Source organism: Comamonas sp. 7D-2, from assembly GCF_022749555.1.
GTDB lineage: Bacteria > Pseudomonadota > Gammaproteobacteria > Burkholderiales > Burkholderiaceae_C > Comamonas > Comamonas thiooxydans.
Genome location: NZ_CP094238.1, coordinates 2886110 through 2913012, shown reverse-complemented (window position 1 = coordinate 2913012; position 26903 = coordinate 2886110). Strand labels below are relative to the sequence as shown.

The following is a 26903-nucleotide window of genomic DNA, read 5'->3' as shown; positions in this document are numbered from 1 at the left end:
TCAAATCGTCGGCGAGACTGGCTTCATACTCGGCCTGCTTTCGGTAGAGATCTGTCTATTTGATTGTTTTATTGTCCATTTCGTCAAAAATAAATGCCGAAATGTCAATGTTGGTTGTCGATAGTTTCTATCTTGAGATGAAAAAAGCCGCCAGCCAATGGTTATCAAGGACTGGCAGCTTCTTTTTTGATAGTGACCTGTGTGCGGTCAGGTCGTCCGGCCTCCATCAGCTGAGCAGCAAGGCGTCATCCGCGAGCTTCTCGCCACGCACCTTCTCGAACATATGCAGCAGGTCGGGCACGTCCATTTTGGAGCGCTCTTCGCCGCTGACGTCCAGCACCACATTGCCCTGGTGCAGCATGACGGTACGCGTGCCCACATCCAGCGCCTGGCGCATGCTGTGCGTCACCATCATGGTGGTCAGATTGGCTTCCTGCACGATGCGTGCCGTCAGCTGCAGCACAAAGTCTGCGGTGCGCGGGTCCAGGGCGGCAGTGTGTTCGTCCAGCAGCAGAATGCGCGAAGGCTGCAGCGCCGCCATCAACAGGCTCACGGCCTGGCGCTGTCCACCCGAGAGCAGGCCGATGCGGTCGGTCAGGCGATTTTCCAGACCCAGGCCCAGCGTGGCCAGACGGTCGCGGTACAGCTCGCGATTGCTGGCCTTCACTGCCTTGGACAGGCCGCGGAGATTGCCGCGCTCGTGTGCCAGCGCCATGTTCTCTTCGATGGAAAGGTCTTCACAGGTGCCGGCCATGGGGTCCTGAAACACGCGGGCCACCTGCTTGGAGCGGGACCATACCGGCATGCGCGTCATGTCGATGCCGGCAATTTCGATCTTGCCCTTGTCCACGCTCTGGTCGCCCGAGACGCAGTTCAGAAATGTGGACTTGCCTGCGCCGTTGGAGCCGATGACGGTCACGAACTGACCGTCGGGGATGGACAGCGACAGGCCGCGCAGGGCGCGGGTTTCGATCGGCGTGCCGGGATTGAAGGTGAGTTCGAGGTTTTGTGCGTTCAGCATGGTGTTCTCCGCCGTCCTTCTTCTTACTTGCGCTTGCTCAGCTTTTTCTTGATTTGCGGAATCACCAGTGCGATGGTCACCAGCACTGCCGTCACCAGATTCAAGTCCTGTGCCTTGAGGCCGATGGCATCGATATTGAGGGCCGCTGCGATGAAGAAGCGGTAGACCACGGCGCCGAGCACCACGGCCAGCGTGGCCCAGATGATCTTGCGCGAGGGCAGGATGGTTTCGCCCACGATCACGGCCGCCAGACCGATGACGATGGTGCCGATGCCCATGGAGATGTCGGAGCCGCCCTGCGTCTGCACGAACAGCGCTCCGGCCAGACCGACCAGGCCATTGGAAATTGCCATGCCCAGCAGAATCATGGCGCCGGTGTTGACGCCCTGGGCGCGGGCCATGCGGGCGTTGGAGCCCGTGGAGCGGATGGCCAGACCGCGTTCGGTGGCAAAGAACCAGTCCAGAGCCAGCTTGGCCACGATGACGAAGCCCAGCATGATGAGGGGGCGCATCACATAGTCGTCAATGTTCGCCGGCTGCAGCATGGTGAACAGAGTGGGTTCGTTGATCAGCGGCACATTGGGGCCGCCCATGATGCGCAGGTTGACCGAGTACAGGCCGATCATCATCAGGATGGAGGCCAGCAGGTCCATGATCTTGAGCTTGACGTTGAGCCAGCCTGTGATGAAGCCCGCGACGGCACCGGCTGCCGTGCCGGCCAGCGTGGCCAGCCAGGGGTTGGTGCCCGTGGAAATCAGAATGGCGCACACTGCACCGCCAAGGGGAAAGCTGCCGTCGACCGTCAGATCGGGGAAACGCAGCAAGCGAAAGGAGATGAAGACGCCCAGCGCCACCAGGCTGAAGATCAGGCCAATTTCAATGGCACCGAGGATGGAAAATAGAGACATAGAGAGAGCGACAGGCGCGGCAAACGTCTAAAAAAATCGGCAGGGCCATGTTGCCACGGCACCTGCCGCTGTGCTGGCACCGCCTGAGAGCGGCAGTGCTGGCGACAGGGAGTGGATTACTTGACCACGGTAGCGGCGGACTTGATCAGCGCGTCGGACAGCTTCACGCCTTGCTTTTCAGCGGCGCCGGGGTTCACGAACAGTTCCATCTTGGTAGAGACTTCGGGCTTGATGTCGCCGGGCTTCTCGCCCTTGAGAATACGCGCCACCATGCGGCCTGTCTGTTCGCCCAGATCGCGGTAGTTGATGCCGTAAGCGGCCACGGCGCCACGCTTGACGGAGTCGGTGTCAGACGCCACCAGAGGAATCTTGGCGTCCTGGCCAACCTTGACCAGCGATTCGTAGGCCGACACCACGTTGTTGTCGGTGTTGGTGTAGATCACGTCCACCTTGCCTACCAGCGAGCGTGCGGCGCTGGAGACGTCCACCGAGCGGGGAGCTGCAGCCGTCACCAGAGTCCAGCCCATCTTGGGCAGCAGGGCCTGCAGTTCCTTCACAACCACGGCGGAGTTGGCTTCACCCGGGTTGTAGACCATGCCGATGCGCTTGGCATTGGGCACGACCTGCTTGACCAGATCCATCTGCTTGTCCAGGGCCAGCAGGTCGGAAACGCCGGTCACATTGTTCTTGGAGGGTTCCCAGCTGGCGACCAGCTTGGCGGCAACGGGGTCGGTCACGGCAGAGAACACGACGGGCACGGTCTTGGTCGACGCGATCACGGCCTGCGCGGAAGGCGTGGCGATGGCGACGATGGCATCGGGCTTGTCACCCACGAACTTGCGCGCGATCTGGGCAGCCGTACCGGTATTGCCCTGTGCACTCTGGTATTGCCACTTCAGGGACTTGCCTTCTTCGTAGCCGGCTGCCTTCAGGGCATCCTTGACGCCGTCGCGCACCGCATCCAGGGCGGGGTGTTCAACAATGGCGGTCACGGCCACGGACTTGGTATCGGCGGCATAGGCACCCGACATGGCGGAAATTGCCAGGGCCAGTGCGCCCATGCGGGCCAAGGACAGCTGCTTCATGTGTATCTCCAGCGTTTGTTGTGTGTTGCAGGTGAATTAAGACGGCAGTGCGTGATGCGCGTCGCCTCGCGGCAAAGTCTACTGCACCGATCTGGCTGTCTTCGCGATTGAGATAACCTTGTTTATCCCTATACGATGATCGCGAAAAAATGGCATGAAAGCTGCGCAAAGCGCTAATTGGCAGGAGTTAGTGTGTGTGGAAGCAGGGCAATGGCGCGCAATATTGCGTTGAGCGGGGCCGGATTTTGGTTTTCTACTGCATTTTTCCTGCGCCTTGCGCGATATGGGCAGGCATATTGATGCAATTGCCTGTTTTTTGAACATTGCTCTTTCTGCACCGGCAAGCGATCTTCATTGAGTGATTCGCGGCGATTGCGGTGGCATGCGTTTTTTCTGTGATGCTGCAAATTTGTGGGCATTTGGCGGCCTGCGTTGCTAAAAACATTCAGCCCATGAAAAAAGCCTGCGCAGCAATGGCTGGCGCAGGCTTTATGGAGCAGCATCCGGAGCAGCTTCAGCCGCCGAATGCAATCGTGGACGGATTACATACCTGAGTAGTTGGGGCCGCCGCCGCCTTCGGGTGTCACCCAGACGATGTTCTGTGTCGGGTCCTTGATGTCGCAGGTCTTGCAGTGCACGCAGTTCTGTGCATTGATCTGCAGGCGCTGCTTGCCGGCATTAGCTTCGTCCTCGACGAATTCGTAGACGCCTGCGGGGCAGTAGCGCTGCTCGGGACCGGCGAACTTGGTCAGGTTCACGTCGACGGGAACGCTGGCGTCCTTGAGCGTCAGGTGAGCAGGCTGGTTCTCTGCATGATTGGTGCTGCTGATGAACACGCTGGAGAGGCGGTCAAAGGTCAGCTTGCCATCGGGCTTGGGATATTCGATGGGCGTGCAATCGGCCGCAGGCTTCAGATAGGCATGGTCGGGTTTGTTGCGATGCAGCGTCCAGGGGATGTTGCCGCGCAGCACGAACTGCTCCAGGCCGTTCATGATCGAGGCGGTGGTCAGGCCCTTCTTGAACCAGGCCTTGAAGTTGCGTGCCTTCCACAGTTCCTCATACAGCCAGCTGTTCTCGAACGCATAGGTGTAGGCAGTCAGTTCGTCACTCTGGCGACCTGCGACGATGGCGGCGTAGGCAGCTTCGGCGGCCAGCATGCCGGTCTTGATCGCGGCGTGGCTGCCCTTGATGCGGCTGACGTTGAGGAAGCCGGCTTCGCAGCCCACCAGCGCGCCGCCGGGGAAGACAAAGCGGGGCAGGCTGGAGATGCCGCCGGCCGTGATGGCACGGGCACCGTAGGAGATACGCTTGCCGGGCTTGATGCCATTGGCTTCGTCGCCTTCCAGGTAGTAGCGGATATTGGGATGGGTCTTCCAGCGCTGCATCTCCTCGAATGGAGACAGATAGGGGTTGGAGTAATCCAGGCCGGTGATGAAGCCCAGCGTGACCAGATTGTCTTCCAGGTGATAGAGGAAGGCACCGCCGTAGGTGTCGCTCTTCATGGGCCAGCCTGCGGTGTGCAGCACCATGCCGGGCTTGTGACGCTTGGGGTCGATTTCCCAGAGTTCCTTGATGCCCAGACCGTAAGTCTGCGGGTCGCGGTTGGCATCCAGGGAGTACTTGGCGATGATCTGCTTGCCGAGGTGGCCGCGCGCACCTTCGGCAAAGATGGTGTACTTGCCGTGCAGTTCCATGCCCAGCTGGAAGTCGCCCGTGGGCTCGCCTTCCTTGCTGATGCCCATATTGCCGGTGGCCACGCCCTTGACGGAGCCGTCTTCGTTGTAGAGCACTTCGGCAGCGGTGAAGCCGGGGAAGATTTCCACGCCCAGGGCTTCGGCCTGCTCTGCCAGCCACTTGGTGACAAAGCCCAGGCGAACGATGTAGTTGCCTTCGTTATGGAAGCACTTGGGCAGCAGCCAGTTGGGCGTGCGCAAGGAGCTCTTCTCGCCGAGGAAGACCATGGCGTCTTCGGTCACCGGCTGGTTCAGGGGAGCACCCTTTTCCTTCCAGTCGGGGATCAGCTCGGTCAGCGCGCGAGGATCCATGATGGCGCCAGACAGCGTGTGTGCGCCAGGCTCGGAGCCTTTTTCCAGCACGACTACGGAAACATCCTGACCTTTTTCGGCCGCCAGTTGCTTGAGGCGAATGGCAGTGGCCAGGCCACCGGGGCCACCGCCCACCACCACCACGTCATATTCCATGGCCTCTCGCGGGCCGTACTGGGCCAGGATCTCTTCGTTTGTCATCGGGAAAGTCTCGCTTGATATTGGATTGGGAAAACTGGCGTGCGCGGCCTTGGCAGGTGCGTCTGCAAAAACCGCGATGCGGGCGATTCTATGCTGACAGCCCGGCACGACCGTGCAGATTTGGCGACAGCGCATCAATCGGTGTTGCGGCAAAGTCCATAGGCTAGTGATCGCCCCAGGGCGTGCCATCCCTCAAAGAAACTAGAACAAGGTGGTGATGCAGTTGCAAATCTCGTTCAATCAGGAGACATACCGGCATGAAAATCGAGCTGCCCGAGCTGAAGAAGCAGGTCTATGAAACGCGCTTTCCCGTACGCTGGGGCGATATGGACGCCATGGGGCATGTCAACAACGCCCAGTACTTTCGCTATCTGGAAACTGCGCGCATCGACTGGATGCGCGGCATGGGCCTGAATCCGGACCCCGCGGGGCAGGGGCCGGTCATCGTCAACGCCTTTTGCAATTTCTATCAGCAGCTTGCGTATCCCGACGAGGTGCTGCTCAAGATGTTTGTCAGCGATCCCGCGCGCACCACCTTTGAGACCTGGGCCACCATGGAGCGCGTGGCGCAGCCGGGAGTCATCTGCGCCGCTGGCGGAGGCACGGTGATCTGGGTGGATTTTCCCCGGCAGAAAGCCGCTGCGCTGCCGGACTGGATACGTTCGGCGGTAACGGCCTGAGTCCTGTTCGGAATTCCGTACATCAATCAAAATGTTGTCCGGAAAACCGATTGTGGTTATGCAAAAAAGTATTTTGAATATAAGCAAATCAAAGACTTGGACGTGATTTTTTGGCTGGCACGGTATGTGCTTAAAGGACGGCACGCCGCTTCACTGCGGCTGACCAAGTGAGACTGGGGCTGGGCCTTGCTGACGAAACCTCGGTTCCGTCGGCGGTCCGTCTCGGTTTGTTGTCGCTGCCAGAACCCGGTGCCTTCAAGGCCTGGATTCAGGCAGCGGCTCAAACAACGCATACCAAGATTCCAAGAAATGAAATCCAATCGCCTGACCATCATGGTTCTGCTGGCCATGGTTCTGGGTGTGGTTGTGGGCTATCTCGTCCACGCCAACGCCGCGACACCGGAGACAGCCAAAGACATTGCCGGCTATTTCGGCATTCTCACCGACGTATTTCTGCGCATGATCAAGATGATCATCGCGCCCCTGGTGTTTGCCACGCTGGTGGCGGGGCTGGCCAATATGGGCGATGCCGGCTCTGTGGGCCGCGTGGGTGGTCGTGCGCTGGGTTGGTTTATCGCGGCATCGTTCTGCTCGCTGTTTCTGGGTCTGGTTTTTGCCAATGTGTTGCAGCCCGGCCACGGCCTGACGGTGGAGCTTCCCACGAATGCCGAGAGCCTGGGTCTGAAGACCGGTGCGCTGAATTTCAAGGATTTCATCACCCATGTCTTCCCCAAGAACATCTTCGAGGCCATGGCCACCAATGAGGTGTTGCAGATCCTTGTGTTTGCGCTGTTCTTTGGTATCGCTCTGGGCTACCTGAACCACCAGAAAAAGCACATGCTGGTCGATCTGATGGAAGAGACCTCGCATGTCATGCTGCGCGTGACCGAGTACGTGATGCGATTTGCGCCCGTGGGCGTGTTCGGCTCTGTCGCCGGCACCATTGCCACCCACGGACTGGGCATGCTGCTGGTGTTCGGCAAATTCCTGCTGGGCTTCTATATTGCGCTGGCCGCGCTGTGGGTGCTGCTCATCGGTGCCGGCTATCTGGTGCTGGGCAAGGATGTCTTCCGTCTGCTGTCGCTGATTCGCGGCCCGGTGCTGGTGGGCTTTTTCACGGCCAGCAGCGAATCCACGCTGCCCAAGCTCATGGAGCAGCTGGAAAAATTCGGCATCAAGCCGCGTATCACAGGCTTTGTGCTGCCTCTGGGTTACTCGTTCAACCTCGATGGCTCCATGATCTACACCACCTTCCTGGCCATCTTCATCTCTCAGGCCTATGGCATCGAGATGTCGCTGACCGCGCAGCTGACCATGCTGCTGGTGCTGATGATCTCCAGCAAGGGCATTGCCGGCGTGCCTCGTGCCTCGCTCGTGGTGGTTGCCGCCGTGCTGCCCATGTTCGGTTTGCCGGAAGCGGGCATCCTGCTGATTCTGGGCATCGACCACTTCCTGGACATGGGCCGTACATTGACCAATGTGCTGGGCAATGCCATTGCCACGGCCGTGGTTGCCAAATGGGAAGGCGACGAGGAGCAGGAGTCCTGCGCAGATCTGGCTGTCGAGCCACAGCTGATGCCCGAGCCCATTCGCGTCCGAGCCTGATCGTCCGTTGCCCGGATTCCTGTCCCCTGCAGTGCCGGGCGCTGCTACCATGGTTCGCACCATGTTAGCTTTCCTGCCCCCGCGCCTGCGTGCTGTTTTGCTGATCCTGCTCTGGCTGGCTGCAAGCAGCCTGGGCGGCTGGCTGGGCTATCAGGGCTTCGTCAAGATCGGTCTCGAGACCGTGGTGGCTGCCGGCAACAACCGCCTCGATCTCTATGCTGCCAGCCTGCGGCGCGAGATCGACAAATTTGCCTTTCTGCCCGATGTAGTGGCCCTGCAGCCCGAGATCCTGTCGCTGCTGCAATCGCCGGGCGACGAAAGACTGCAGTCTCGCGCCAATCTCTATCTGGAGGAGCTGAGCCGTCGTGCGGGCACCCTCAGCGTCTACATGCTCGATCACGACGGTCATGTGCTGGCTGCCAGCAATTGGCGCCGCGCCGACAGTTTTGTGGGCGAGAACCTAGGCTTCAGGCCCTATGTCCAGCAGGCATTGCGAGAAGGGCGCGGGCGCTACTTCGGCGTAGGCACCACGCGCGGCGAGCCCGGCTATTACCTGACCACTACCTTGGGGCAGGGCGAGATGCATGGCGTGGTGGTGGTCAAGGTCGGGCTGGCGCAGCTCGAGCAATCCTGGGCCAGCGCAGAGTCTCCGGTACTGGTCAGCGACGAAAATACCGTGGTCATTCTCAGCAATATGCCGGCTTGGCGCTTTGCGACCTTGCTGCCGCTGGATGAGGCAAGGCGGGCCGAGCTGGAAGCTTCGCAGAAATACAACCGTCTGAACCTGCGGCCTCTGGGCTGGCGTGGCATGAGCAATGTCACTGGCGTCAGGCAGGTGAGCATTCCCGATGTCAAGGACGCTGCGGCAGACCAGAGCGCAGGCCGCTTTCTGGCCCAGTCCAGACCTATGGCCGGCACGCCCTGGCAGATTACCGTGCTCTCCCCCCTGAGCGTTGCCTTGCAGCTGGCGGCCAGCCGAGCCTGGGTGACGGGGGCGTTGATTGCGTTGATGCTTTTGCTGGGAGCTTTGCTGTACCAGCGGCGCAGACATGTGCGTGAGCAACTGGCGGCCCAGCAAGCTCTGAAACAGGCCAACGAGGTGCTGGAAAACAAGGTGCAGCAGCGCACAGCCGATCTGCAGAGTGCCAATGTGGCGCTGCAGCAGGAGGTGATGGAGCGCATGCAGGCCGAGACCACGCTGCGCGCGGCGCAGGACGAGTTGGTACAGGCAGGCAAACTGGCCGTCATCGGTCAGCTCTCCACGGAAGTGGCCCATGAGCTGAATCAGCCCCTGGCGGCCTTGCGGGCGCTGGCCGGCAACAGTCAGCGCTTTCTGGAACGCGGTCAGAGCGAGATGGTGCAAAGCAATCTGCAACGCATGGCTGAGCTGACCGAGCGCATGGGGCGTATTACCGGGCAGTTGCGCAACTTTGCCCGCAAGTCCGCCGGCCAGCCCGAGCAGGTTGAACTGGCCAAGGTGGTCGATGGCGCCCTGTCCCTCATGGAGCCGCGCATTGCCCAAAGCGGCGTCATGATCGTGCGACAGCCCTCGGATCTTGAGCTGAGCGCCTGGTGCGATGCCAATCGCGTACAGCAGGTGTTGATCAATCTGCTGAGCAATGCGCTGGACGCCGTGCAGGGCGGCAATACGCGGTGCGTGGAAATTGCCTGCAACCGTTGCGGTGCCTGGGCGCAGATCACGGTGCGCGATCATGGCCCCGGACTCAGCGATCAGGCGCAAGCGCGACTGTTCGAGCCTTTTTTCACGACCAAGCCCGAGGGACTGGGCCTGGGTCTGGGCCTGCCTTTGTCGGCCGAGATTGCCCAGGCCGCAGGCGGCAGCCTGACCGGCGGCAACCATCCGGAAGGCGGGGCCATCTTCACGCTGAGCCTGCCCTTCGTGGATACTCGGCCGCTGTCCTGATTGCCTGCAGCCCATGAACCCTTCCCTCAAAGTCCTGATCGTTGAAGACGATGCCGATGTCGCCATGGCCTGTGAGCAGACCATGCGCCTCGAAGGTCTGGACTGCATCTGCGTGAGCAGTGCCGAGCAGGCGCAAAAGCACCTGTCCCCGGATTTTGCCGGCATCGTGGTCAGCGACATCCGCTTGCCGCAGATGAGCGGCCTTGGGCTGCTGGCCGCCGCCCGCGTGCTGGACGCCGAACTGCCCGTGATTCTCATCACTGGGCACGGCGATATCTCCATGGCCGTGCAAGCCATGAAGGATGGCGCCGCCGATTTTCTGGAAAAGCCGTTTGCGCCTGAGCGCCTTGTGGAAGCCGTGCGCCGTGCGCTGGAGCGCCGTCGCCTGGTGCTGGAGGTGCGCAGCCTGCGCCAGCAGCTACAAAGTCGGGATGTATTGCAGCACCAGTTGCTGGGGCGCTCGCTTCCCATGCAGCAGCTGCGCAGCACATTGCAGAGCCTCGCGGCCAGCGAGGCCGATGTGCTGATCTGGGGGGAAACGGGCACCGGCAAGGAAAGAGTCGCGCGCAGCCTACATGAATCCAGCCGGCGCAAGAGCGGCAATTTTGTCGCCGTCAACTGCGGCGGCCTGCCGGAGACGCTGTTTGACAGCGAAATGTTCGGCAGCGAGGCCGGGGCCTTTACCGGCGCGGGCAAAAAGCGCATCGGCAAGATCGAACATGCCAGCGGCGGTACCTTGTTTCTCGACGAGATCGAAAGCATGCCCCTGCCCATGCAGGCCAAGCTGCTGCGCGTGCTGCAGGAAAGAGTGCTGGAGCGCCTGGGCTCGAACACGCTCATTCCCGTCGACTGCCGTGTGATTGCTGCAACCAAGGTCGATTTGCTGGAACTCAGCCGTCAGGGCCTGTTTCGCTCCGATCTCTACTACCGTCTCAATGTGGTGACGGTGAACCTGCCCCCGCTGCGCGAGCGCCGCGAGGATGTTGCGCTGCTGTTCGAGCATTTCGCGTTGCAGGCCGCCGCCCGCCACCAGCGCCCTGTGGCAGAGCTGACGCCGCAGCATCTGCAGGCGCTGCTTGCCCACGACTGGCCAGGCAATGTGCGCGAGCTGCGCAACACGGCCGAGCGCATCACGCTGGGGCTGGATGCCGGCCTGTCCCCGTCCGGTACGGCGCCCGAGGCTGCGGCTTCGTTGGCGGCAACCATGGAGTCCATAGAGCGTTCCCTGATTTCCGAAGCCTTGCGCAACAACGAAGGCAGCCTGACGCGCACGGCGCAGGCGCTGCACACCCCCAAGACCACGCTGCACGACAAGATTCGCAAGTACGGACTTTGATCGGGCTGTGACCGAGCCATGAGCGCGGCTGAGCAGGCTCGCCGCTGCGGGGCTTGCGCTTCGGAGCGAAACCGCGTCCCGCTACACTGAGGCATGCGTGAATTCAAGGTCATGGTCGTCGGTGCTTACGGCTTCTTCGGCAGCCGGCTGGTTGCCAGGCTGGCCAGGCAAAGCGGTTTGCACATCGTGGTGGCAGGGCGCTCGGCCTCTGCGGCGCAGGCGCTGGTTGAAGGTCTGGCCCCGGACGCTTGCTCAAGCCTGAGCCACGTAGTGGTGGACGTGATGGCGTCCGGTCTGGAGGACAGACTCAAGACGCTGGAGGTGGACGCACTCATTCACACTTCGGGCCCGTTTCAGGGGCAGGACTACCGCGTGGCCCGAGCCTGTGCCCATGCCGGCGTCCACTATGTGGATCTGGCCGATGGGCGTGACTTTGTCTGCGGCATCGATGTGCTCGATCCGCAGGCCAAAACTGCGGGCGTGCTGCTGCTCAGCGGTGCCAGTTCGGTGCCAGCTCTGTCCTCGGCGGTCGTGGATGCGCTGGCTTCGGGCATGGCTCGCGTCAGCGATATCGACATAGGCATCAGCCCGGGCAATCGTACGGATAGAGGCCTGTCCACCGTCGCTGCCATCCTCAGCTATTGTGGCAAGCCGCTGCCTGGCTTGGGCCAGCAAGCCTTGATTGGCTGGCTGCGCAGCTATGGGCATGACTATCCGGCCCCTGTTGGGCGGCGGCTGCTGTCGGCCTGCGATGTACCGGATCTCGCACTGCTACCGCTTCGCTATGAAGGCAGTCCTTCCATCAGATTCGGTGCCGGGCTTGAGCTGTCGTTCTTGCAGCGCGGGATGAATGCCATGGCCTGGCTGGCTCACAGAGGGCTGGTGCAGGACTGGTCTGCACATGCGCGCAGGCTCAAGCGCATGGCGGACTGGTTCAGGAACTGGGGCAGCGATGCAGGGGCCATGCATGTCACGGTCAGTGGCCTGGATGCAAAGGGGCAAGCCTGCCAGCGCTGCTGGGTGCTTATGGCGGGCTCGGGCGACGGGCCTTATGTTCCCACGTTGGCCGCCAGTGCGCTGGTACGCAAGCTGGCTGCGGGTGTACCGCTGGAGCCGGGCGCCAGGCCTTGCATGGGGCTGCTGACGCTGCAGGACTTTGCAGCCGAAGCGCAGGGACTAGATATTCAGATGCGGGAGCTTGCCTGATGATGCAGAGCGCCTCTTTGTTTCAGCAGGCCATGGGCGATGAGTTCTGCAAGCTCGATGCCGCCCTGCAGCGCTTTCACGGCCTGCAGGGTGAGCATGAGCTTCAGGGCAGGGTGCAGACCGGCGCCCCCCGGACTCTGGCGGCCAAGCTGCTGGCGCTGGCTCTGGGCACGCCACGCGCCGCCAGCGAGGGGACGATTCATTTCGAACTGCAGGCCAGTCCCGATGCGGAAACCTGGATTCGCATCTTCCCCTCGCAGCGCATGCACTCAACCATGCAGTTGCACAATGGCCACCTGATCGAGCGCCTTGGCCTGGCGCGACTGTGCTTTGCCTTGCAGGCGGTGGATGGACGGCTTCTCATGCGACTGCAGCGTCTGTACTTTCTGGGCTTCCCCTGTCCTGGCTGGCTGGCACCGCGCATCGTGGCCGAAGAAACCGGAGCCGGGGAGCAAATGCAATTTCATGTCGAAGCGGCCGTCCCCCTGATTGGTGTGGTGGCCAGTTATCGTGGCTATCTATTGCTGCCCGAGGAAAAAGCATGATTGTGGTTTTTGATGCGCAATGTCTGTTGTGCAATGGCTGGGTGCAGTTCTTGCTCAAGCACGACAAGCAGGGCGTTTTTCAGTTCGCCGCCATACAGGGCGAGGTCGGCGGCAAGTTGTTGGCCGATGCAGGCTTGCGCCTGGAAGGTCTGCAGACCTTGCTGCTGGTGGACGGACAGCGCTCCTGGCAGCACACGGATGCCATCTTGCGCGTGCTGCACGCATTGGGCTGGCCCTGGCGACTGACAGCGGTGATCAGGCTGATACCCGCTGCATTGCGCGATGCGCTCTACCGCATGATTGCCAGAAACCGCTATCACTGGTTTGGCAAAAGCGAGCAGTGCATGATGCCGGATCCCGCTGTGGCTGCCCGATTTCTGGATTGAGTTTCGGATGACACGCGGTATCGCTCAGCGAATATGGGGATCAATACGATTGATGGATACGCAATCAGGCATGCTCTGCCGGCATGGGCGGAATATTCAATAGGGCTTGGCACTTCTTCTGCAGATCGCCAAAGCGTTGCAGCGTCGGCAGAACAGCTTGCATATTCAACGCCTTGTGCAGCAGCGGCAGTTGCTGCATGCCGAGATGGTTCAATGACTGGTAGCCCGCGTGAAAGCAGGCTTCGCCTTTTTCATCTTCGTAGTACAACTGCTCCAGCTCGCGCCAGCCCACGTAGTAGCCGTAGTCAAAGAACTCCTGAAAGTTCTCGGCAATCACCCAGCTCAATTCGTTCACGCAGGGCAGTGTCATGACGATGGGGCTGACGCTACCGGGCAGGCGCTCATCGACCAGATAGCTGTAATGAACGCTGTCGCAGCCCGTGGTTGCAAACGTCATCACATTGCGCGGCGTGCACCAATCAATGTAACTGGGTACGGGGGGGATCTCCAGGCGCAGGCCGCAGTCCCCAAAAACGGCTTCGGGCGACAGGCCGAACTGCGGGCCTATGGCTGCAGCCGCGTCGTACAAAGTCTGCAGTGATGCGGGAATCTGAAAGGACCGAATTGCATTGCGCATTGCAGCATATTAGCAACGCCGGTTAGGCGGCCCGGCGCTTACTCATTAGAATACGTCGCTTATCAGTCCTTCTTGATGCTGCTGCTCGAAGGTGCGTTGCATCTCCCAGATTCGGAGATGCGCTGTTGCGTACCTGTTTTTCTCAGCATCATGCCGCACTCTTCCGGGAAGCTTTCCCGACTGCAAAAAGCTCTGTCACGTCAGGGCATCCAGGTCTCCTACCGAGACAATATCTATCAAATCCATAACGAGCAGGCAGCAGCGACCATTTTGCTGCCCGACAGCCTGCCGCTGGAGCACAAAGCCGTTAGTCAATTGTTGGACTTCGCCTCGGTTGCCGACCCGCAAGGTCATGGCGCGGTCTGCAAAGCCTGTGCCACGCCGGACTTTCACCCCGGCAGCATTGCGCCCGTGGGGGCGGTGGTGGCCACGTCGCCAGACTTCGTGATTCCTGCGGCCATCGGCACGGACATCAACTGCGGCATACGCTTGCTGAGCACGGGCCTGACGCAGGCGCAGGCCGAGCTGCACAAAAGCACCATCGTGCAGCGGCTGACCCGCGTCATCTTGCAGAACGGGCGCGATGTGCCCGTGCGCAGCGCAGGCTTCAAGGCGTTGTTTGATGAGGGCCCCCAGGCCTTTATTGAACAGTTGCCTGACGTGGGTCTATGGCAAGGCGTAAACCGCGACCGGCTGCAGGCCGAACTGGCCGAGTGCGTGGGCCTGCAAGGCTTTGCGGGCCGGAGTCGCTACGCGCCTGAAGCCCTGTTGCAGGCGCGCGAGCTGCTGCGCCCGCCATCTGCTGCCGACCTGGGAAGCGGTAACCACTTTCTGGAGTTCTGCGTGGTCGATGAAGTCTACGATCGTCATGCCGCCTATGCTGCGGGGCTCAAGAAGGGCGATGTCACGGTGATGATCCACACCGGCTCGCGCGATGTCGGCTTTTATGTCGGTCGCCGCTGGATGGACCTGGCCAGGCAGCAATGGCCGCAAGGTATCAAACACCCTCAGCATGGTCTATATGGCCTGAGCGGCGCGCTGGCGCAGGATTATCTGCAAGCGATGGGCGTGGCTGCGCGCTATGGGTGGTTCAACCGCATGGCGCTGGCGGAGCTGGTGCGCAAAGAGCTGGCAGGCATTGCCGCGTCCGATGCATCGCGCCTGATTGTGGATGTGCCCCACAACGTGGTGATGACCGAGGGCGAGTTCAATGTGCACCGCAAGGGCTCCACTCCCGCGCATGACGGCCAGTGGGCGCTGATTCCGGGATCGATGGGCGACTACTCCTTTCTCGTCAAAGGTCTGGGCCATGAAGACTGGCTGTGGTCCTGCAGCCACGGAGCGGGCCGCCAGGTGCGCAGACAGGACACGCGGCGCATGAAACAGCCGCTGGTCGAATCCGTCTGGCAGTGCATCACCTTGCGTGAAGAGCGACTGATCGAAGAAGCGCCCAGCGCCTACAAACCCGTAGGGCCGGTGTTGCAGGCGCAGGAAGAGGCGGGGCTGATTCGTGCGAGTGTGCGGTTGAAGCCCTGGTTGACTTTCAAGGCCTGAAGTTGAAGCTGCTGCCAGCGCCTGATGGCCAAGTGCTGGCAGCAAGGCTGTTCGACGATTCGGGCGTTCGAGGAAGATGGAGCGCAATCGATACGTGGCAGACAATCAGATCAATGCTTCAAGCCCGTCACGCCATGGAGATGGCTGTCTTGATTTGCAGCAATTTCACATCTTGCAGCTGCATGGCTTGTGCTTGTATCGCATGCACAGCTCTGTTCGTACTCTGTAATGCCCGGTGCGCCGGCTTATGTTGCAGGCAACAGTGCCGGTAACGAAATCGTTCACGAACCAGAGCCTGCGACCGTGTGAGATGTCGCAGTCACCTTTCGATCAATACTCGCTGCTGCAGGTCGCTCATACCTGTGGCCACATGAGCCAACCATGAACATGACCGCCAGCTTTACTCTCGTTCCCGCCGACTTCGTTCGCCTGCAGAAAATGGTTTCGCGGCGCTGGCATCAGAAGGCAGGGATGCTTTCCTGGCCGTTCCTCTTGCGGGTTGTGGTGTGGCTCTGCATTGGCCTCGCTGGTGCAGCCTACGCGCGACTGATGCGTGAGTTTCCTGAGATCTCCCGCCCGCTGGGAGTGGTTGCCTGCCTTCTGGTCGTCGCTTTGATCGCTGTCGTGACGATGCCATACCTGTCACAGGCATCCATGCGCAAGCTCATGCTCCTGCCGGATGGAGCGTTTCTGTCGCCACAAACGGTCACGCTCTCGTCGGACGCCATCAGGGTAGCCTCGGTTCGAGGAGACACGATACTACCGTGGTCAGGAGTGCTGGCGCTTGCCGAAGATGACGTGAACTACTATCTGTTCATCGACGCTATGCAGGCCCTGGTACTGCCTAGGGCAGCCATTGCCCCCATGGCTGCAGAGTTCGAGCAGTTCACGCGCCATCTCAGGGCCTCTGCGATTTAAGTCTTTGTTCTTGCAGATGCTTGCGCAGTCATGACGGCAACCCGAGGCACAGGGGCCAGGCTTGCTCGCGTCCAATACCATCTGGCCCTTGTAACGGCCTGCTGCTAATTTCCTGGTGTCTGCTTCTGCTCTTGAAGCGTCAAGGCCTCGCGTCGCTGAATTTCATCCACCAGTGCCTTGAACTGGCGTTTCAGCAACTGGCGCAGCACTGGCTTCCCGACCAGCGGCGGGATGGCGAAAGCCGGGACCAGGCGAGCACTGTAAGCCAAGCGTACCCGGCCGTCGGCTTGAGTTTCCAGGGTATAGCTGCCGTCCATCTGCTTGAGATTGCCGCCTATCGCATGCGCGGCGATGCGCTGCTGCGGCCATTCGGTCACGGCCAGTCTGACCTCGATTGCCTGGCGAAAAAACAGAAACCCCAGACTGCCTTTTTGCTCCAGCAGCACCTGATTGCCATCGCGTTGCAGCACGCGCGAACTTTGCATATCCGGCACAAAGTCGGCCAGATGGTCGTAGTCGGAAATCACGCTCCAGGCCGTAGCCCGCCTGACTTGCATGACGGCCGAGGCGTTCACGGTAATGGCCTCATTGTGCTCGGCAGTCTCTATGCGAAGCTCCTGTGCCGAAACCTGCAAACCGCCGCAGAACAGGGTCAGAGCTGCGCCGCAGGCACCGACAAGCCCCGTTCTCATGACCGGGATTCCTGCTTCAAAGGTGGAGCAGCACGGACTTCAAAGTTCAACTCGAGCCTGTCGCGGACCTGGATTGCACCGCCCAGGATGGACAAAGGCGTGATGCCAAAACTCGATTGATCGATGCTCAGCGAGCCGCTGATGTGGAATTCGCTCGGCGTCCTCCTGATTCGGGCCGGTACGCTCAGGCTGCGTGTAACGCCGTGAAGAGTGAGTTCCAGGGCCAGCAATACATCGCCGTCCGCTTCGGGGGAAGCATGTGCCTGGATCAGTGCAAACGGATGGAGCGAGGTTTGCAGCAGCTTGTTCAGCATATTGGTACGGGTCGCTTCAATATCGGCTGCGCTGGGCTGGGTGTCCAGAGCCGCCTTGGCGCGCAGAGCGGGTTCGTCGACCGATAGCCTGTCCAGCGCCACATAGAGATCGGCGCGGCCAAGCCGGGGGGCCACATAGCCTTGCAGTTCATGGCTGGCAATCACATGATCGTGCCCCAGTCTGGCCAGAGCGCCAGCGCGTCGAACGGTGATCGAGACCAGGGAATGCGAGGAATCGATCTGAAGCACCGACTGGCCCCGTGCAGCCGCATCGGCATAGAAGGCCGCAGGAAAGTCCGCAGGCCTTGCCGTCGGGCCGGGAGGCTGGGCTGGCTCGATGCCTGGTTGCGAGCAGCCCGTGATCAGAGTCAGCAGGACTGCAATCAGCTGTCTGCGCAATGTCATGGCAATTCGCGCAGCTGGATGCGAAATTTCACAGTCACGGCGTCTCCCACGGCATTGCTGCTCTTCCACTCTCCCGTGCCGATATCAAATATTGAGCGATGGGTGACGAATTCGCCTTCCATGCGGCGCTCCTCGGGCTTCCAGCTGAATGGCAGCACAAGCGGTTGCCTGTGGCCTTTTAGCTGCAGGGTGCCGCGTGCCCGGTAGCCGGCTGCGCCGGGGGCATCGAGAATCTCCCTGGCATCAAAGACTGCCTCGGGATAACGCACAAAGTCAAACCAGTCCTTGCCGGCAATGGCCTGGTTGATGTCCGGGTTGGCCATGTCGGCGCTGCTGATGCGAATGCTGACATTCAGCCTGTTGCTGTCTGGCTTTTGAGGGTCGAAGTCAAAACGAACCCGGAAGTCTTTGAACACGCCGGTGACCGGCGTTTGCTCGAAAGTGGCGGTGAATTCCAGTCGGTTGTCGCTACCGGGCTTGAGCTCCCACGAGGTGGCATGAGCTGCAGTGGAGCACAGCGTGGCGAGCAGGGCGGCGAGGCAGCAAACGGTATTGCGCATCTGGATGACCTCCGGCAAACAGCGTTTTGCCGGGTTGGCCGCTGCTCTGAGAGTGATGATGCGTCATTCCCGTGCAAGCTGCATCGATTGCAGGCAGCGAGTTACTGCTTGTTGCTTCAGGCTTTTTTCTCGCGCGGCACCCGACCCATCAGATAGAACTCGTGATTGGGCTGCATGCCCGCGAAGCTGGCCATTCGGTTGGACAGTCCGAAGAAGGCGGTAATGGCCGCAATGTCCCAGATATCCTCGTCGTCAAAACCGTGAGGGTACAAGGCTTCGTAGTCGGCATCGTCAATTTCGGCGCTGTGCAGACAGACCTTCATGGCAAAGTCCAGCATGGCACGCTCGCGCGGGCTGATGTCGGCCTTGCGGTAATTGACCGCCACCTGGTCGGCAATCAGCGGCTTTTTCTCATAGATGCGCAAGATGGCGCCATGAGCCACCACGCAATACAGGCACTGATTGGCAGCGCTGGTGGCGGTGACGATCATTTCGCGCTCGCCCTTGCTGAGACTGCCGTCCTCCTTGAGCATCAGCGCATCGTGGTAGGCAAAGAAGGCGCGCCACTCGGCCGGCCGGCGAGCAAAGGCCAGAAAAACATTGGGAATAAAGCCCGACTTTTGCTGTACCTCGGCGATGCGCTGCCTGATGTCTTCAGGCAGGCTGTTCAAATCGGGAAAGGGGTAGCGGCTTTTCATGGTGCCTGTCTCCTTTGGTGTTTTGCTGATATGTGCCAACCATGACAAGCATGGCACGGGTGGGCGCTCCAAAGCTGTCGTTTGCGTTGCAGATGCTGCTATTGCGGCCATTGGGCCTGTCAGGCTTTTCACATCAGATGCTGGCATCCATCAGATTCGACGTGGCCGGTGTGCCGGTGGCGATCAGCAGCAGGCCCAGGACAAGCAGCACGCAGCCCAGACTGCGATCTACCCAGGGACGTATGGCTTGAACCTTGGGCTGGAGCACCGGAGCCGAGAAGAAACAGGCGACCAGCGCAAACCACAGCACGTGGGCCATGGCGACGAAAAGTCCATAGGCCAACTGGGCGGGCATGGGCACGGCAGGGCCGACGACTTGCATGAACAGGCTGAGGATGAAGAGCGCTGTCTTGGGATTGAGTGCATTGGTCAGAAATCCCAGGACAAAAAGCGAGCGGCCTGGCGCATGGCCTTTGCGTGCAGTGCGCTGGCCTGGTTCGGCGCTGGATCGGGAATCTGGCCGATCGTCATTTGCACGGCTGGCGCCGCGCCAGAGACAAATTCCGAGCCATACCAGATAGGCCGCGCCTGCATATTTGAGCAGATTGAAAAGCCAGGGCAGGCGTTGCAGGACCATGCCCAGTCCCAGCAGGGTGTAGACCACATGGATCAGAACGCCACAGCCAATGCCCAGCGCCACCCAGAGACCCGCACGGCGCGATTCCATCAGGCTGGTGCGGGTGACCATGGCGAAGTCGGCGCCGGGGCTGATGACGGCGAGAGAGGTAACGAGAATCACGGTGGGCCAGGCGTTCATGCTGTGTATTGCTTGAGTTCAAATATCTGTTTGTGAGATGGTTCTGCTGCACGAGAATGGCAGGCAGTGCCCTGTAGCTGTGAACTCTAGGGCGGTCAAAGTTTTTTGAATAACGATGATTTCTCAAGAAAAAAGTGATTCAAACTCACATATTTCTGCTGGCGGCTCACAGCGAATGCCCTCGCTGGTCGCTTTGCGCTGTTTTGAAGCGGCAGCGCGGCTGGAGAGCTTCAGCCGCGCTGCCGATGAGCTGCACCTGACCCATGGCGCCATCAGCCGCGCGGTGCGCTCGGTGGAGGAAGAGTTGGGGGCGCAGCTGTTTGAGCGCCGCAATCGCCGTGTCTTTCTCAATGCTGCGGGGAGGCTGTTGTTCGACGGGGTGCATGCCGGTCTGGGCCAGATGGCACGTGCGGCCGAGGCGGTGCGGCAGCAGGTGGCAGGCAGGCCGCTGCTGCTGTCCTGCGAGCCCACGTTGCTGATGCGCTGGCTGATTCCGCGCTGGGGCGACTTCCAGGCGCGCCACCCGCAGCACACCGTGCATCTGGTTGCGGGCGGTGGTACCGTGGAATGGGGGCGCGGCATTGACCTGGCCATTCGGCGCAACGACTTTGACTGGGGGCCCAATGTCCAAATGCAGCCCTTGTGCGCAGAGCGCATGGGGCCGGTCTGCCATCCGGACAGTCTGGCGCAATTCTTTGCGTTGCAGTCCGATGGCGGCCTTGCGCTTCGTGGCGATGCAACGCGCTTGCACAGCAAGACACGTCCCAAGGCCTGGGCGGATTGGTGGAAAACCCGGTCAGATCAGCCTCCCACCCGGATCCGGCAGGCGCAAGCAGGCGATGATCTGGTGCTTGAGCATTTCTACCTGAGCTTGCAGGCGGCAGCAGCGGGCCTGGGTGTAGCCATGGGCCCGCAACTGCTGGTGCAGGACGATATCGCGGCCGGCCGGCTGGTGGCGCCGCTGGGCTTTGTACCCGATGGCTCGCAATACTGTCTGCTGGCCGTACAGAGTTGGGGGGCGGGCTCGGTGCAGCAGCTTCTGGTCGACTGGATTCAGCAGCAGATGCAAGGCTGAACGCAGACGGATACCCCACGCGGTTCAGCGCAGGCTGAGCGTCTCTTGTTTTGCAACACAGTTGCCAGCAATCTTCTCCCCATTGAACAGCTTGCGTGCAAACAGACGCGAGTTGGGGAAGGAGCTGTTGACGGTCTGCGAATGGTCCATGCCCGGGTAGGTGTGGGCTTCAACCACCGTGCCGGCTTCGCAGCTTTGCTCGGCCAGGTCCTGCTGAAATTTGGTCGGTGCATCCCTGTCCGCACCGCCTATGCCAAAGAACACGGGCGTGGCGATCTTCAGCGTAGGAAACTGGCCTTTGCTGAAAGGTTGGGCGTAATAGCTCATGAAGTCCGACTTGAAGGTGTTGCTCCAGCTTAACTGCTCTTTTTTCACCACCTCGAACATCTGCTGCACACAGGTGGTTTCAGCGGCTTTCATGGCACCAAGGCCTTTTTCGCTCAGCACCTGTTCGGCTGGCAAGCGCGGCTTGGACTGGTTGGCTACCGCCGCGATGTAAAGAATGTAGGCAATGGACGGGTCCGTTCTCTCCTGCTCGGCGGGGCTTGAGCGGTAGGCGATCTTGCCGTCCTTGCTGGGTCTGCCGGAGTGGGGTGTGCCGGTGGCGATCGTGCCCAGAATCTTCAGCTCAGGGGCGTAATCTGGGGCAAAGCCAGCAGTCGCAAATGCGGCAGCCGCCCCCTGGGACTGGCCCACGATGACTATCTTGTTGCCGAGTGGAAGCTCTTTGGTGTTGAGCGTCGCGCGCACCGAGTCCAGCGTGGCATAGGCCGCAGCGCGGCTGTGCAGATAGGCATGAGGGCCGGGCGTTCCCAGGCCCTGGTAGTCGGTTGCGACAATGGCATAGCCCTCCTTGAGCCAGTTGTTGAGATATTGCGCATCGCGCTCCGAGCGTGGGTTGCGGGAGGGGGCGCAGCTGTCGCCGATGCCTACGGTGCCGTGCGCCCAGGCTATTACCGGCCAGCCACCGGCAGGCGGCAGCCCCCTGGGCAGAAAGATGACTCCCGAGGTGGTGAGCTGAGCCGCCTGGTCGTTGCCTGCCGCCGTTCCGTCGGTTGATGAGTACCAGATGGCATAGGCCTTGTCGGCATCCGCCAGACTGAAGGCCGGGGCTAGCGGCTCGATGGCCAGCATTTGTCCCGCAGAGCCTGTCGTCATGTTGGAAGAAGGCTGGGTCTGCGCGAAGCCAGTCGGCCAGCTGGACAGAGTCAGCGTGCTCAGGGTGGCCATGGCTGCTGCGCGTCGCAGTCCTGTGGGTACGAGGGGCATGGTAGTCTCCATTTGTTGTGCGGCGACCTCCGATGGAGTGCCTGAGACCAGTTTGCAGCGGGACTCTCGCCGGCTGAATCGTCCGAATGGAGTGGGTGTAAACACAGTGGCAGCCTGCTTATTGGCTGACAATGCGGTCTGTTGAAAAGCAATGGATACGCGATGAGCAACGACGCACAAACCACCGACTGGGCCGCCTGGAGCCGTGAGGCCGTTGAAATGATGCAGGCCCGCAATGCAGAATGGCCGCTGGAATTTGGCTTGCAGGGCAGCCCCAGCTACCGCTGGGATCTGGATCGCGCCCTGCTGGCGCTGGAAGCTCCGCTACATGACGTGATCGCTACGGTCTGCCTTGTGGGCACCAGCAGCGAGCAGGACGGCAGCTTTGTTTGGAGCTGGGCCAACGAAGCCATTCCCAAGCAGCATGGCGAAGCGCTGGAAGTCGTGCATGAGTTCGGCCGACAGAACCAGCTGGCATTGCTGACCACGGCCCGGATTCCCGGCGGCCGTCCCGAGGCCATGGAGTGCATGTGCATTGCCGCTCGCCTGCAGCGCGCCGTAGGTACCTTTATCGACCAGCAGGGCGATGTAACCCTGTATTTCACCTTGCTGCATCTGCAGGTGGCGGTCGAGCAGCAGCAGCCTGCCAATTGAAAGCCGCTACAGGATTGTTGACAGAATGCGGGCGGGGTCGCCTATAGACTGACACCCTCAAAAATCTGAAAAGGTCACCCCATGAAAACGATGTTTGCTTTGGCCGCAGCCATGTTTGTGCTGAGCGGCTGTGCTGTCTATGACAGCCGTGGCGGATACTACGACGATGGCTACAAAAAGCCTCACCCCCACGGCTGCCCACCGGGCCAGGCCAAGAAAGGCAATTGCTGAAATTGCCCGCTCAAAAACCCGCCAAAGGCGGGTTTTTCTTTGCGATCTACAGCTCGTCCGGCTTGAGCCAGCCAATGCGGCCCTGACCGTTTTCATTGAGTGCGCTGACAAATTCGGCGGCGTCGGGTTCAGGCATCTGCAGCTTGAAGCTCACCAGACTGCCGTGATCGACCTCCAGCAGTTCGGCACCCGCTGCATCGGCCATGCGCCGCACCAGGCCCTCCAGCGGATAGGGGGCCGTGCATTGCAGGATCTGCATGCGCTGAATGGCGACTTTTTCGGCCTGCAGCAAGGCTTGGGCCACGGCATCGGTATAGGCGCGCACCAGTCCGCCGGCACCGAGCTTGACGCCTCCAAAATAGCGCACCACGGTGGCCAGCACACCTTCCAGATCCTGGTGGCGCAGCACATCCAGCATGGGGCGACCGGCCGTGCCGCTGGGCTCGCCATCATCCACCGCCGCCGATTGTCCGCCCGCCAGCAAGGCCCAGCAGACATGGGCGGCGCCCGGGTGCTCGCGCCAGAGTGCATCCACCACGGCCTGCGCGCTGGAGCGGTCCGTCATCGGCTGAACGCAGCCGATGAAGCGGCTTTTCTTGATGATCAGTTCACTGGAGACGGGAGCACGAAGAGTCTGAGGCATAGCGGCGGCAGCATAACCGCAAAGTCGGGGCCGAGCAGCGTTGCGGTACATGGGCCGGGTAGCGGCAGTTGTGACCTATCCATGACATGACGACGCGGCTTGTGGGGGTTGCTCGACAGTGTCCTTAAGTCAATTCCTACAATTTCGGCAAGCCTCGAGCCTTAAGCTTTGAGCAAAGGAGGCCGTCATGAACAATCCGCATCCTCAGTCCCTGAGCGAACATACTTTTGGTCGCGAGCATTTCACGCCGCCTCCGCTGGCGCAGGAGCTGGCAGAGCCCCAGGCTCTGCAGGCTGCGGCACCCGAAGATGAATGGGAGTTGCTGCAGCGCATACGCAATGTGGGCGAATGGTAGGCCCGGGCGCATTTTCTGTCTCAAGCCAGACCGGCCTCTCCTGAAAGGGAGAGCCGGTTTTTCCTGTCCGCGGCCACGATACAGCGGCGAGAATCGCAGCCATGACTGCTAGCCCTGCGCCGTTTCCCGATTCTTCGCACTGGATGCTGCTGCCGGCTGCCGCGCAGGCAGCGCAACTGCCCGTGGCCCTGGCCGATGTGACGGCCATGATGGAAAGAGTGGGGCGCAGCAGCAGCGATGCCGTGGCCGAGCAGATCCTGCAGCTGCTGGGGCGCCATGTGCCGCTGGCGCAGTGCACGATATTCTCCTTCCAGGGCATGGCCAGGCCGCGCGTGGTGGGCATGGGCGACAGGGCGCGCACGGGGGCGCTGCCCATGATCTCCCAGGATTACAGCGAGCGCTTCTATCCGCTCGATGGTTCGCAGCGCGTGATGCAGGCCGAGCTGGCGCGCCTTGCCAGGGACCCGCATGCCAGGCCGCGCGTCTGGCTGCATCGCCAGGGGCCGCACGATGTTCAGCACCCCGAGTACCGCCATGTCTGTTATGAGCTGCCGCGCATTGCCGAGCGGCTGTCGCTGCTGATGCTGCAGGAAAACGCGCGCTGGCTTTCTGTGAACCTGTATCGGGGCGAGGAGCATGGCTGCTTCGACGCCGCAGCCATTGCCCGGATCGAGGCCTTTGCGCCTCTGGTCATGCAGGCCATGCGTCTGCATTACGCGGGGCAGACGCTGCAGGACGACCTGGTCGGGCTGGTGCTGGCGCGTCTGGCGCGGCGCTTCGAGCAACTGACGCCGCGCGACCTCGACGTGGTGCGGGCACTGGCCCAGGGCCTGGATGCAGATGCGCTGGCGCAGCGCCTGGGCATTACCGTCAGCAGCGCGCGCACCTATGTCAAACGCGTCTGCGCCAAGCTGGGCGTGCAGGGGCAGCGCGAGCTGTTTGCGCTGCTGATGGAGCCCGCTGAAGCTGTCGATGGTCAACTTTGATAGCTGCTTGGGGTTGATCTGTAAAGGCTGGAGGCTGATTCGACTTGAATATCGGTTGCTGGTCGGCATTGTCTCCATCTGGTGACATCGGCCTTGAGCTGCTTTTCTACACTGCATCTCAAGCCAGACCGAAAGGGGATGAAAGCGCACCGGTTTGACCACGACAGCGCCCCCAGGAGACAAGAACATGCACCAGCCATTTGCCGAGCCACGCCGCTCCATCTACTACCAGTACCAGGTTCATCAGCCCTGGCTTGCCTCCCGGAATCCGGGCGAGCAAAGCCACCCCATCGTCATCGTCGGCACCGGCCCCGTGGGCCTGACCACGGCGCTGGAGATTGCCCGTCACGGCCAGCGTTGCGTGGTGCTCGAAGCCGAATTGCAGGTGTCCGAAGGCAGCCGTGCCATTGTGTTCACGCGGCGTTCCATGGAAATCCTGCAGCAGGTGGGCGTGGCCCAGCGCGTGACGGAGACCGGACTGCCCTGGTGCTACGGCAACAGCATCTACCGCGGCCAGCGCGTGTTTCGCATGGAAAACGCGCGGGCCGACGACGACCGCTTCTTTCCCATGATCAATCTGCAGCAGCAGTACCTGGAGGAATATCTGGTCGATGCTGTGCAGGCCAACCCGCTGATCGAGCTGCGCTGGGGCAACCGCGTGAACAAGGTCGAGCAAAAGGGCGAGCAGGCTTTGGTGGAGGTGGATACCCCGGAAGGAAGCTACGAGCTGCGGGCCGACTGGCTGGTGGCCTGCGACGGCGCGCGTTCGGGGATTCGCACGGCCATGAATCTATTGATGGAGGGCGCTTCCTACGAGGGCCGCTTCGTGATTGCCGATATCCGCATCGACCTGCCTTTGCCCACCGAACGTCTCGCATTCTTCGATCCCACATGGAACCCTGGCAACACCATCCTCATGCACCGCGAGCCGCACGGCATCTGGCGTGTGGACTACCAGCTGCCTGCCGGAGAAGATCCCGAGGATGCGCTCAGGCCCGAGTCGCTGAAGGCGCGCATCGATGCGCAGTTGGAGATGATCGGCTTTGGCGGCACGCCCTGGGAGATGGACTGGAGCTCCGTGTACTCGGCCCGCGCGCTGACCCTGCCCAACTACGTGCATGGCCGTGTGATCTTTGCGGGCGATGCAGCCCATATGCTGCCCATCTTCGGCGTGCGCGGCGCCAACACCGGCTTTCAGGATGCTCAGGGCCTGGGCTGGCGTCTGGCACTCGTCGCCAAGGGCGCGGCCAGCGCAGCGCTGCTGCAAAGCTATAGCAGCGAGCGAGTGGGCGCGGCCCGGGAGATTGTGGAAGAGGCCGGCAAGAGCACACGCTTCATGGCGCCGCCAAGCAGAGGTTTCAGGCTGCTGCGCGACGCCGTGCTGTCTCTGTCGCTGAGCCAGCCCTTTGTCGGCCCGCTCTATCACTGGCGCACCTCGCGCCCGCATGAGTACGGCAGCTCGCCGCTCAACAGCATGGGGGACGACAACCTGCTGTTCAAGGCAGGCCCCGGCCATGGCGCGCCGCCTCTCAACGTGCGCTTTGCGCCGGACAGCTATTTGCTCGACCGTCTGGGCGGCGGCTTCGATCTGCTGTATTTCACGAGCGGCAAGGCGATTCCCGCAGAACTGCAGGCGGTCGCGGCCGGGGTCAGAGCCCGCGGTGTTGCCGTGCGCCTGATCGCCGTGAGCAGCCACGCTTCAGGCACTGTCGAAGGTTCCGATCTGGTACTTGATGACACCGAAGGCCGCTGCCGCGCCCGCTACGGCGTGATGGCCGACGGCGCCGCCTATCTGCTGCGCCCCGATCAGCATGTCTGTGCGCGCTGGATGGCGCTGGACGCCAATCGTCTGCAAGCCGCATTCAAGGCGGCCCTGCCCGCCTGAGGAGAGATTCAAATGACCCAAACCACTCTTGATATCGCCGGTCTGGAGACCGTGTACGACCAGTTGGCTGTCGCCATTGATGCCGTGGGCGCGGAAAAGTCAGAGCTGCTGCTGGTCAAGCTGGCGCTGCTGGCCGCCAATCAGCTCGGTGATGCCCGCCAGTTTGGCGAAATGATTGCGGCGGCCCAGCAAGATCTGTAAGCAAAAGGCTTGTCCGTGGCGGTCAGCCCGACCCGCCCAGGCTCGTTCCTGGCGGGTTTTCAGCGTG

Annotated in this window: 29 protein-coding genes; 17 read left to right on the top strand and 12 right to left on the bottom strand. The window is 61.4% G+C overall.

Annotation, left to right across the window (positions count from 1 at the left end; all coding sequences use genetic code 11):
- Positions 1-226: 226 nt before the first annotated feature.
- The 3 genes from MPZ60_RS13345 to MPZ60_RS13335 form a co-directional block, all read right to left on the bottom strand.
- Positions 227-1021 (bottom strand): ABC transporter ATP-binding protein, encoded by a 795-nt coding sequence (locus MPZ60_RS13345; RefSeq protein ID WP_003064901.1) that lies wholly within the window; start codon positions 1019-1021, stop codon positions 227-229.
- A 23-nt stretch (positions 1022-1044) separates the two neighbouring features.
- On the bottom strand, positions 1045-1929 hold the full coding sequence (locus MPZ60_RS13340; RefSeq protein ID WP_003054767.1) for an ABC transporter permease: 885 nt from the start codon (positions 1927-1929) through the stop codon (positions 1045-1047).
- 116 nt (positions 1930-2045) lie between these two features.
- Positions 2046-3014, bottom strand: a complete 969-nt coding sequence (locus MPZ60_RS13335) for an ABC transporter substrate-binding protein (RefSeq protein WP_034355528.1) — start codon at positions 3012-3014, stop codon at positions 2046-2048.
- A 395-nt stretch (positions 3015-3409) separates the two neighbouring features.
- Here MPZ60_RS13335 and MPZ60_RS13330 point away from each other — a divergent pair, with 395 nt between their 5' ends.
- Complete coding sequence (locus MPZ60_RS13330; RefSeq protein WP_156367901.1) at positions 3410-3568, top strand: hypothetical protein; 159 nt, start codon at positions 3410-3412, stop codon at positions 3566-3568.
- On the opposite strand, the gene MPZ60_RS13325 is transcribed toward MPZ60_RS13330, so the two are convergent.
- Positions 3557-5260: an electron transfer flavoprotein-ubiquinone oxidoreductase gene (locus MPZ60_RS13325; RefSeq protein ID WP_034355525.1), complete on the bottom strand. Its 1704-nt coding sequence runs from the start codon at positions 5258-5260 to the stop codon at positions 3557-3559. The two genes, MPZ60_RS13330 and MPZ60_RS13325, sit on opposite strands and share 12 nt — an antisense overlap.
- A gap of 257 nt (positions 5261-5517) precedes the next feature.
- Here MPZ60_RS13325 and MPZ60_RS13320 point away from each other — a divergent pair, with 257 nt between their 5' ends.
- From MPZ60_RS13320 to MPZ60_RS13290, 7 genes are all read left to right on the top strand, one after another.
- A complete protein-coding gene (locus MPZ60_RS13320) occupies positions 5518-5940 on the top strand; it encodes a thioesterase family protein (protein WP_012838431.1) in 423 nt (140 codons plus the stop codon).
- Positions 5941-6249: 309 nt separating this feature from the next.
- Entirely contained in the window at positions 6250-7545 is a 1296-nt protein-coding gene (locus MPZ60_RS13315; protein ID WP_012838430.1) for a dicarboxylate/amino acid:cation symporter, read from the top strand.
- 61 nt (positions 7546-7606) lie between these two features.
- Complete coding sequence (locus MPZ60_RS13310) at positions 7607-9469, top strand: ATP-binding protein (RefSeq protein WP_242607041.1); 1863 nt, start codon at positions 7607-7609, stop codon at positions 9467-9469.
- Positions 9470-9482: 13 nt separating this feature from the next.
- A complete protein-coding gene (locus MPZ60_RS13305) occupies positions 9483-10805 on the top strand; it encodes a sigma-54 dependent transcriptional regulator (RefSeq protein WP_034355517.1) in 1323 nt (440 codons plus the stop codon).
- Positions 10806-10898: 93 nt separating this feature from the next.
- Positions 10899-12011 (top strand): saccharopine dehydrogenase family protein, encoded by a 1113-nt coding sequence (locus tag MPZ60_RS13300; protein WP_034355514.1) that lies wholly within the window; start codon positions 10899-10901, stop codon positions 12009-12011.
- Entirely contained in the window at positions 12011-12556 is a 546-nt protein-coding gene (locus MPZ60_RS13295; RefSeq protein WP_034355512.1) for a DUF4166 domain-containing protein, read from the top strand. Before MPZ60_RS13300 ends, MPZ60_RS13295 begins: the two co-directional genes overlap by 1 nt.
- Positions 12553-12942, top strand: coding sequence for a thiol-disulfide oxidoreductase DCC family protein (locus MPZ60_RS13290; RefSeq protein WP_034355509.1), 390 nt, complete (start codon positions 12553-12555; stop codon positions 12940-12942). Before MPZ60_RS13295 ends, MPZ60_RS13290 begins: the two co-directional genes overlap by 4 nt.
- Positions 12943-13006: 64 nt before the next feature.
- Here MPZ60_RS13290 and MPZ60_RS13285 read toward each other — a convergent pair whose 3' ends face one another.
- A complete protein-coding gene (locus MPZ60_RS13285; RefSeq protein WP_034355507.1) occupies positions 13007-13579 on the bottom strand; it encodes a hypothetical protein in 573 nt (190 codons plus the stop codon).
- Between the two features lie 75 nt (positions 13580-13654).
- Here MPZ60_RS13285 and MPZ60_RS13280 point away from each other — a divergent pair, with 75 nt between their 5' ends.
- Together MPZ60_RS13280 and MPZ60_RS13275 are read left to right on the top strand one after the other, a co-directional pair.
- Entirely contained in the window at positions 13655-15133 is a 1479-nt protein-coding gene (locus MPZ60_RS13280; RefSeq protein ID WP_034355505.1) for an RtcB family protein, read from the top strand.
- A 381-nt stretch (positions 15134-15514) separates the two neighbouring features.
- A complete protein-coding gene (locus tag MPZ60_RS13275) occupies positions 15515-16051 on the top strand; it encodes a YcxB family protein (RefSeq protein WP_034355502.1) in 537 nt (178 codons plus the stop codon).
- Between the two features lie 104 nt (positions 16052-16155).
- On the opposite strand, the gene MPZ60_RS13270 is transcribed toward MPZ60_RS13275, so the two are convergent.
- From MPZ60_RS13270 to MPZ60_RS13250, 5 genes are all read right to left on the bottom strand, one after another.
- On the bottom strand, positions 16156-16743 hold the full coding sequence (locus tag MPZ60_RS13270) for an SRPBCC family protein (RefSeq protein ID WP_034355499.1): 588 nt from the start codon (positions 16741-16743) through the stop codon (positions 16156-16158).
- Entirely contained in the window at positions 16740-17462 is a 723-nt protein-coding gene (locus MPZ60_RS13265) for a YceI family protein (protein ID WP_034355497.1), read from the bottom strand. The genes MPZ60_RS13270 and MPZ60_RS13265 overlap by 4 nt, the downstream gene beginning before the upstream one ends.
- Positions 17459-18022, bottom strand: a complete 564-nt coding sequence (locus MPZ60_RS13260) for a YceI family protein (RefSeq protein WP_012838419.1) — start codon at positions 18020-18022, stop codon at positions 17459-17461. The genes MPZ60_RS13265 and MPZ60_RS13260 overlap by 4 nt, the downstream gene beginning before the upstream one ends.
- Positions 18023-18138: 116 nt before the next feature.
- Positions 18139-18720, bottom strand: coding sequence for a peroxidase-related enzyme (locus MPZ60_RS13255; RefSeq protein ID WP_034355494.1), 582 nt, complete (start codon positions 18718-18720; stop codon positions 18139-18141).
- Positions 18721-18853: 133 nt separating this feature from the next.
- On the bottom strand, positions 18854-19537 hold the full coding sequence (locus tag MPZ60_RS13250) for a LysE family translocator (protein WP_034355491.1): 684 nt from the start codon (positions 19535-19537) through the stop codon (positions 18854-18856).
- 175 nt (positions 19538-19712) lie between these two features.
- Between MPZ60_RS13250 and MPZ60_RS13245 the strand changes: the two genes are divergently transcribed.
- Entirely contained in the window at positions 19713-20612 is a 900-nt protein-coding gene (locus MPZ60_RS13245) for a LysR substrate-binding domain-containing protein (RefSeq protein ID WP_034355488.1), read from the top strand.
- Between the two features lie 24 nt (positions 20613-20636).
- Here the strand turns inward: MPZ60_RS13245 and MPZ60_RS13240 are convergent, their stop codons facing one another.
- Positions 20637-21881, bottom strand: coding sequence for an alpha/beta fold hydrolase (locus MPZ60_RS13240; RefSeq protein WP_052087169.1), 1245 nt, complete (start codon positions 21879-21881; stop codon positions 20637-20639).
- A gap of 162 nt (positions 21882-22043) precedes the next feature.
- Between MPZ60_RS13240 and MPZ60_RS13235 the strand changes: the two genes are divergently transcribed.
- Together MPZ60_RS13235 and MPZ60_RS13230 are read left to right on the top strand one after the other, a co-directional pair.
- The gene (locus MPZ60_RS13235; protein WP_034355485.1) at positions 22044-22535 is read left to right on the top strand and encodes a DUF6882 domain-containing protein; all 492 of its coding nucleotides are present in this window, start codon (positions 22044-22046) and stop codon (positions 22533-22535) included.
- An 81-nt stretch (positions 22536-22616) separates the two neighbouring features.
- Positions 22617-22766, top strand: a complete 150-nt coding sequence (locus tag MPZ60_RS13230) for a hypothetical protein (RefSeq protein ID WP_003064948.1) — start codon at positions 22617-22619, stop codon at positions 22764-22766.
- Between the two features lie 46 nt (positions 22767-22812).
- Here MPZ60_RS13230 and MPZ60_RS13225 read toward each other — a convergent pair whose 3' ends face one another.
- A complete protein-coding gene (locus tag MPZ60_RS13225; protein ID WP_003064949.1) occupies positions 22813-23409 on the bottom strand; it encodes a YigZ family protein in 597 nt (198 codons plus the stop codon).
- Positions 23410-23596: 187 nt separating this feature from the next.
- Between MPZ60_RS13225 and MPZ60_RS13220 the strand changes: the two genes are divergently transcribed.
- The 4 genes from MPZ60_RS13220 (at position 23597) to MPZ60_RS13205 (ending at position 26836) form a co-directional block, all read left to right on the top strand.
- On the top strand, positions 23597-23764 hold the full coding sequence (locus tag MPZ60_RS13220) for a hypothetical protein (protein ID WP_003064951.1): 168 nt from the start codon (positions 23597-23599) through the stop codon (positions 23762-23764).
- A 101-nt stretch (positions 23765-23865) separates the two neighbouring features.
- Positions 23866-24750, top strand: coding sequence for a helix-turn-helix transcriptional regulator (locus MPZ60_RS13215; RefSeq protein WP_034355483.1), 885 nt, complete (start codon positions 23866-23868; stop codon positions 24748-24750).
- Between the two features lie 187 nt (positions 24751-24937).
- Positions 24938-26635, top strand: coding sequence for an FAD-dependent monooxygenase (locus tag MPZ60_RS13210; protein ID WP_034355481.1), 1698 nt, complete (start codon positions 24938-24940; stop codon positions 26633-26635).
- Between the two features lie 12 nt (positions 26636-26647).
- Entirely contained in the window at positions 26648-26836 is a 189-nt protein-coding gene (locus tag MPZ60_RS13205; RefSeq protein WP_034355478.1) for a DUF2783 domain-containing protein, read from the top strand.
- The last annotated feature ends 67 nt before the right edge of the window (positions 26837-26903 follow it).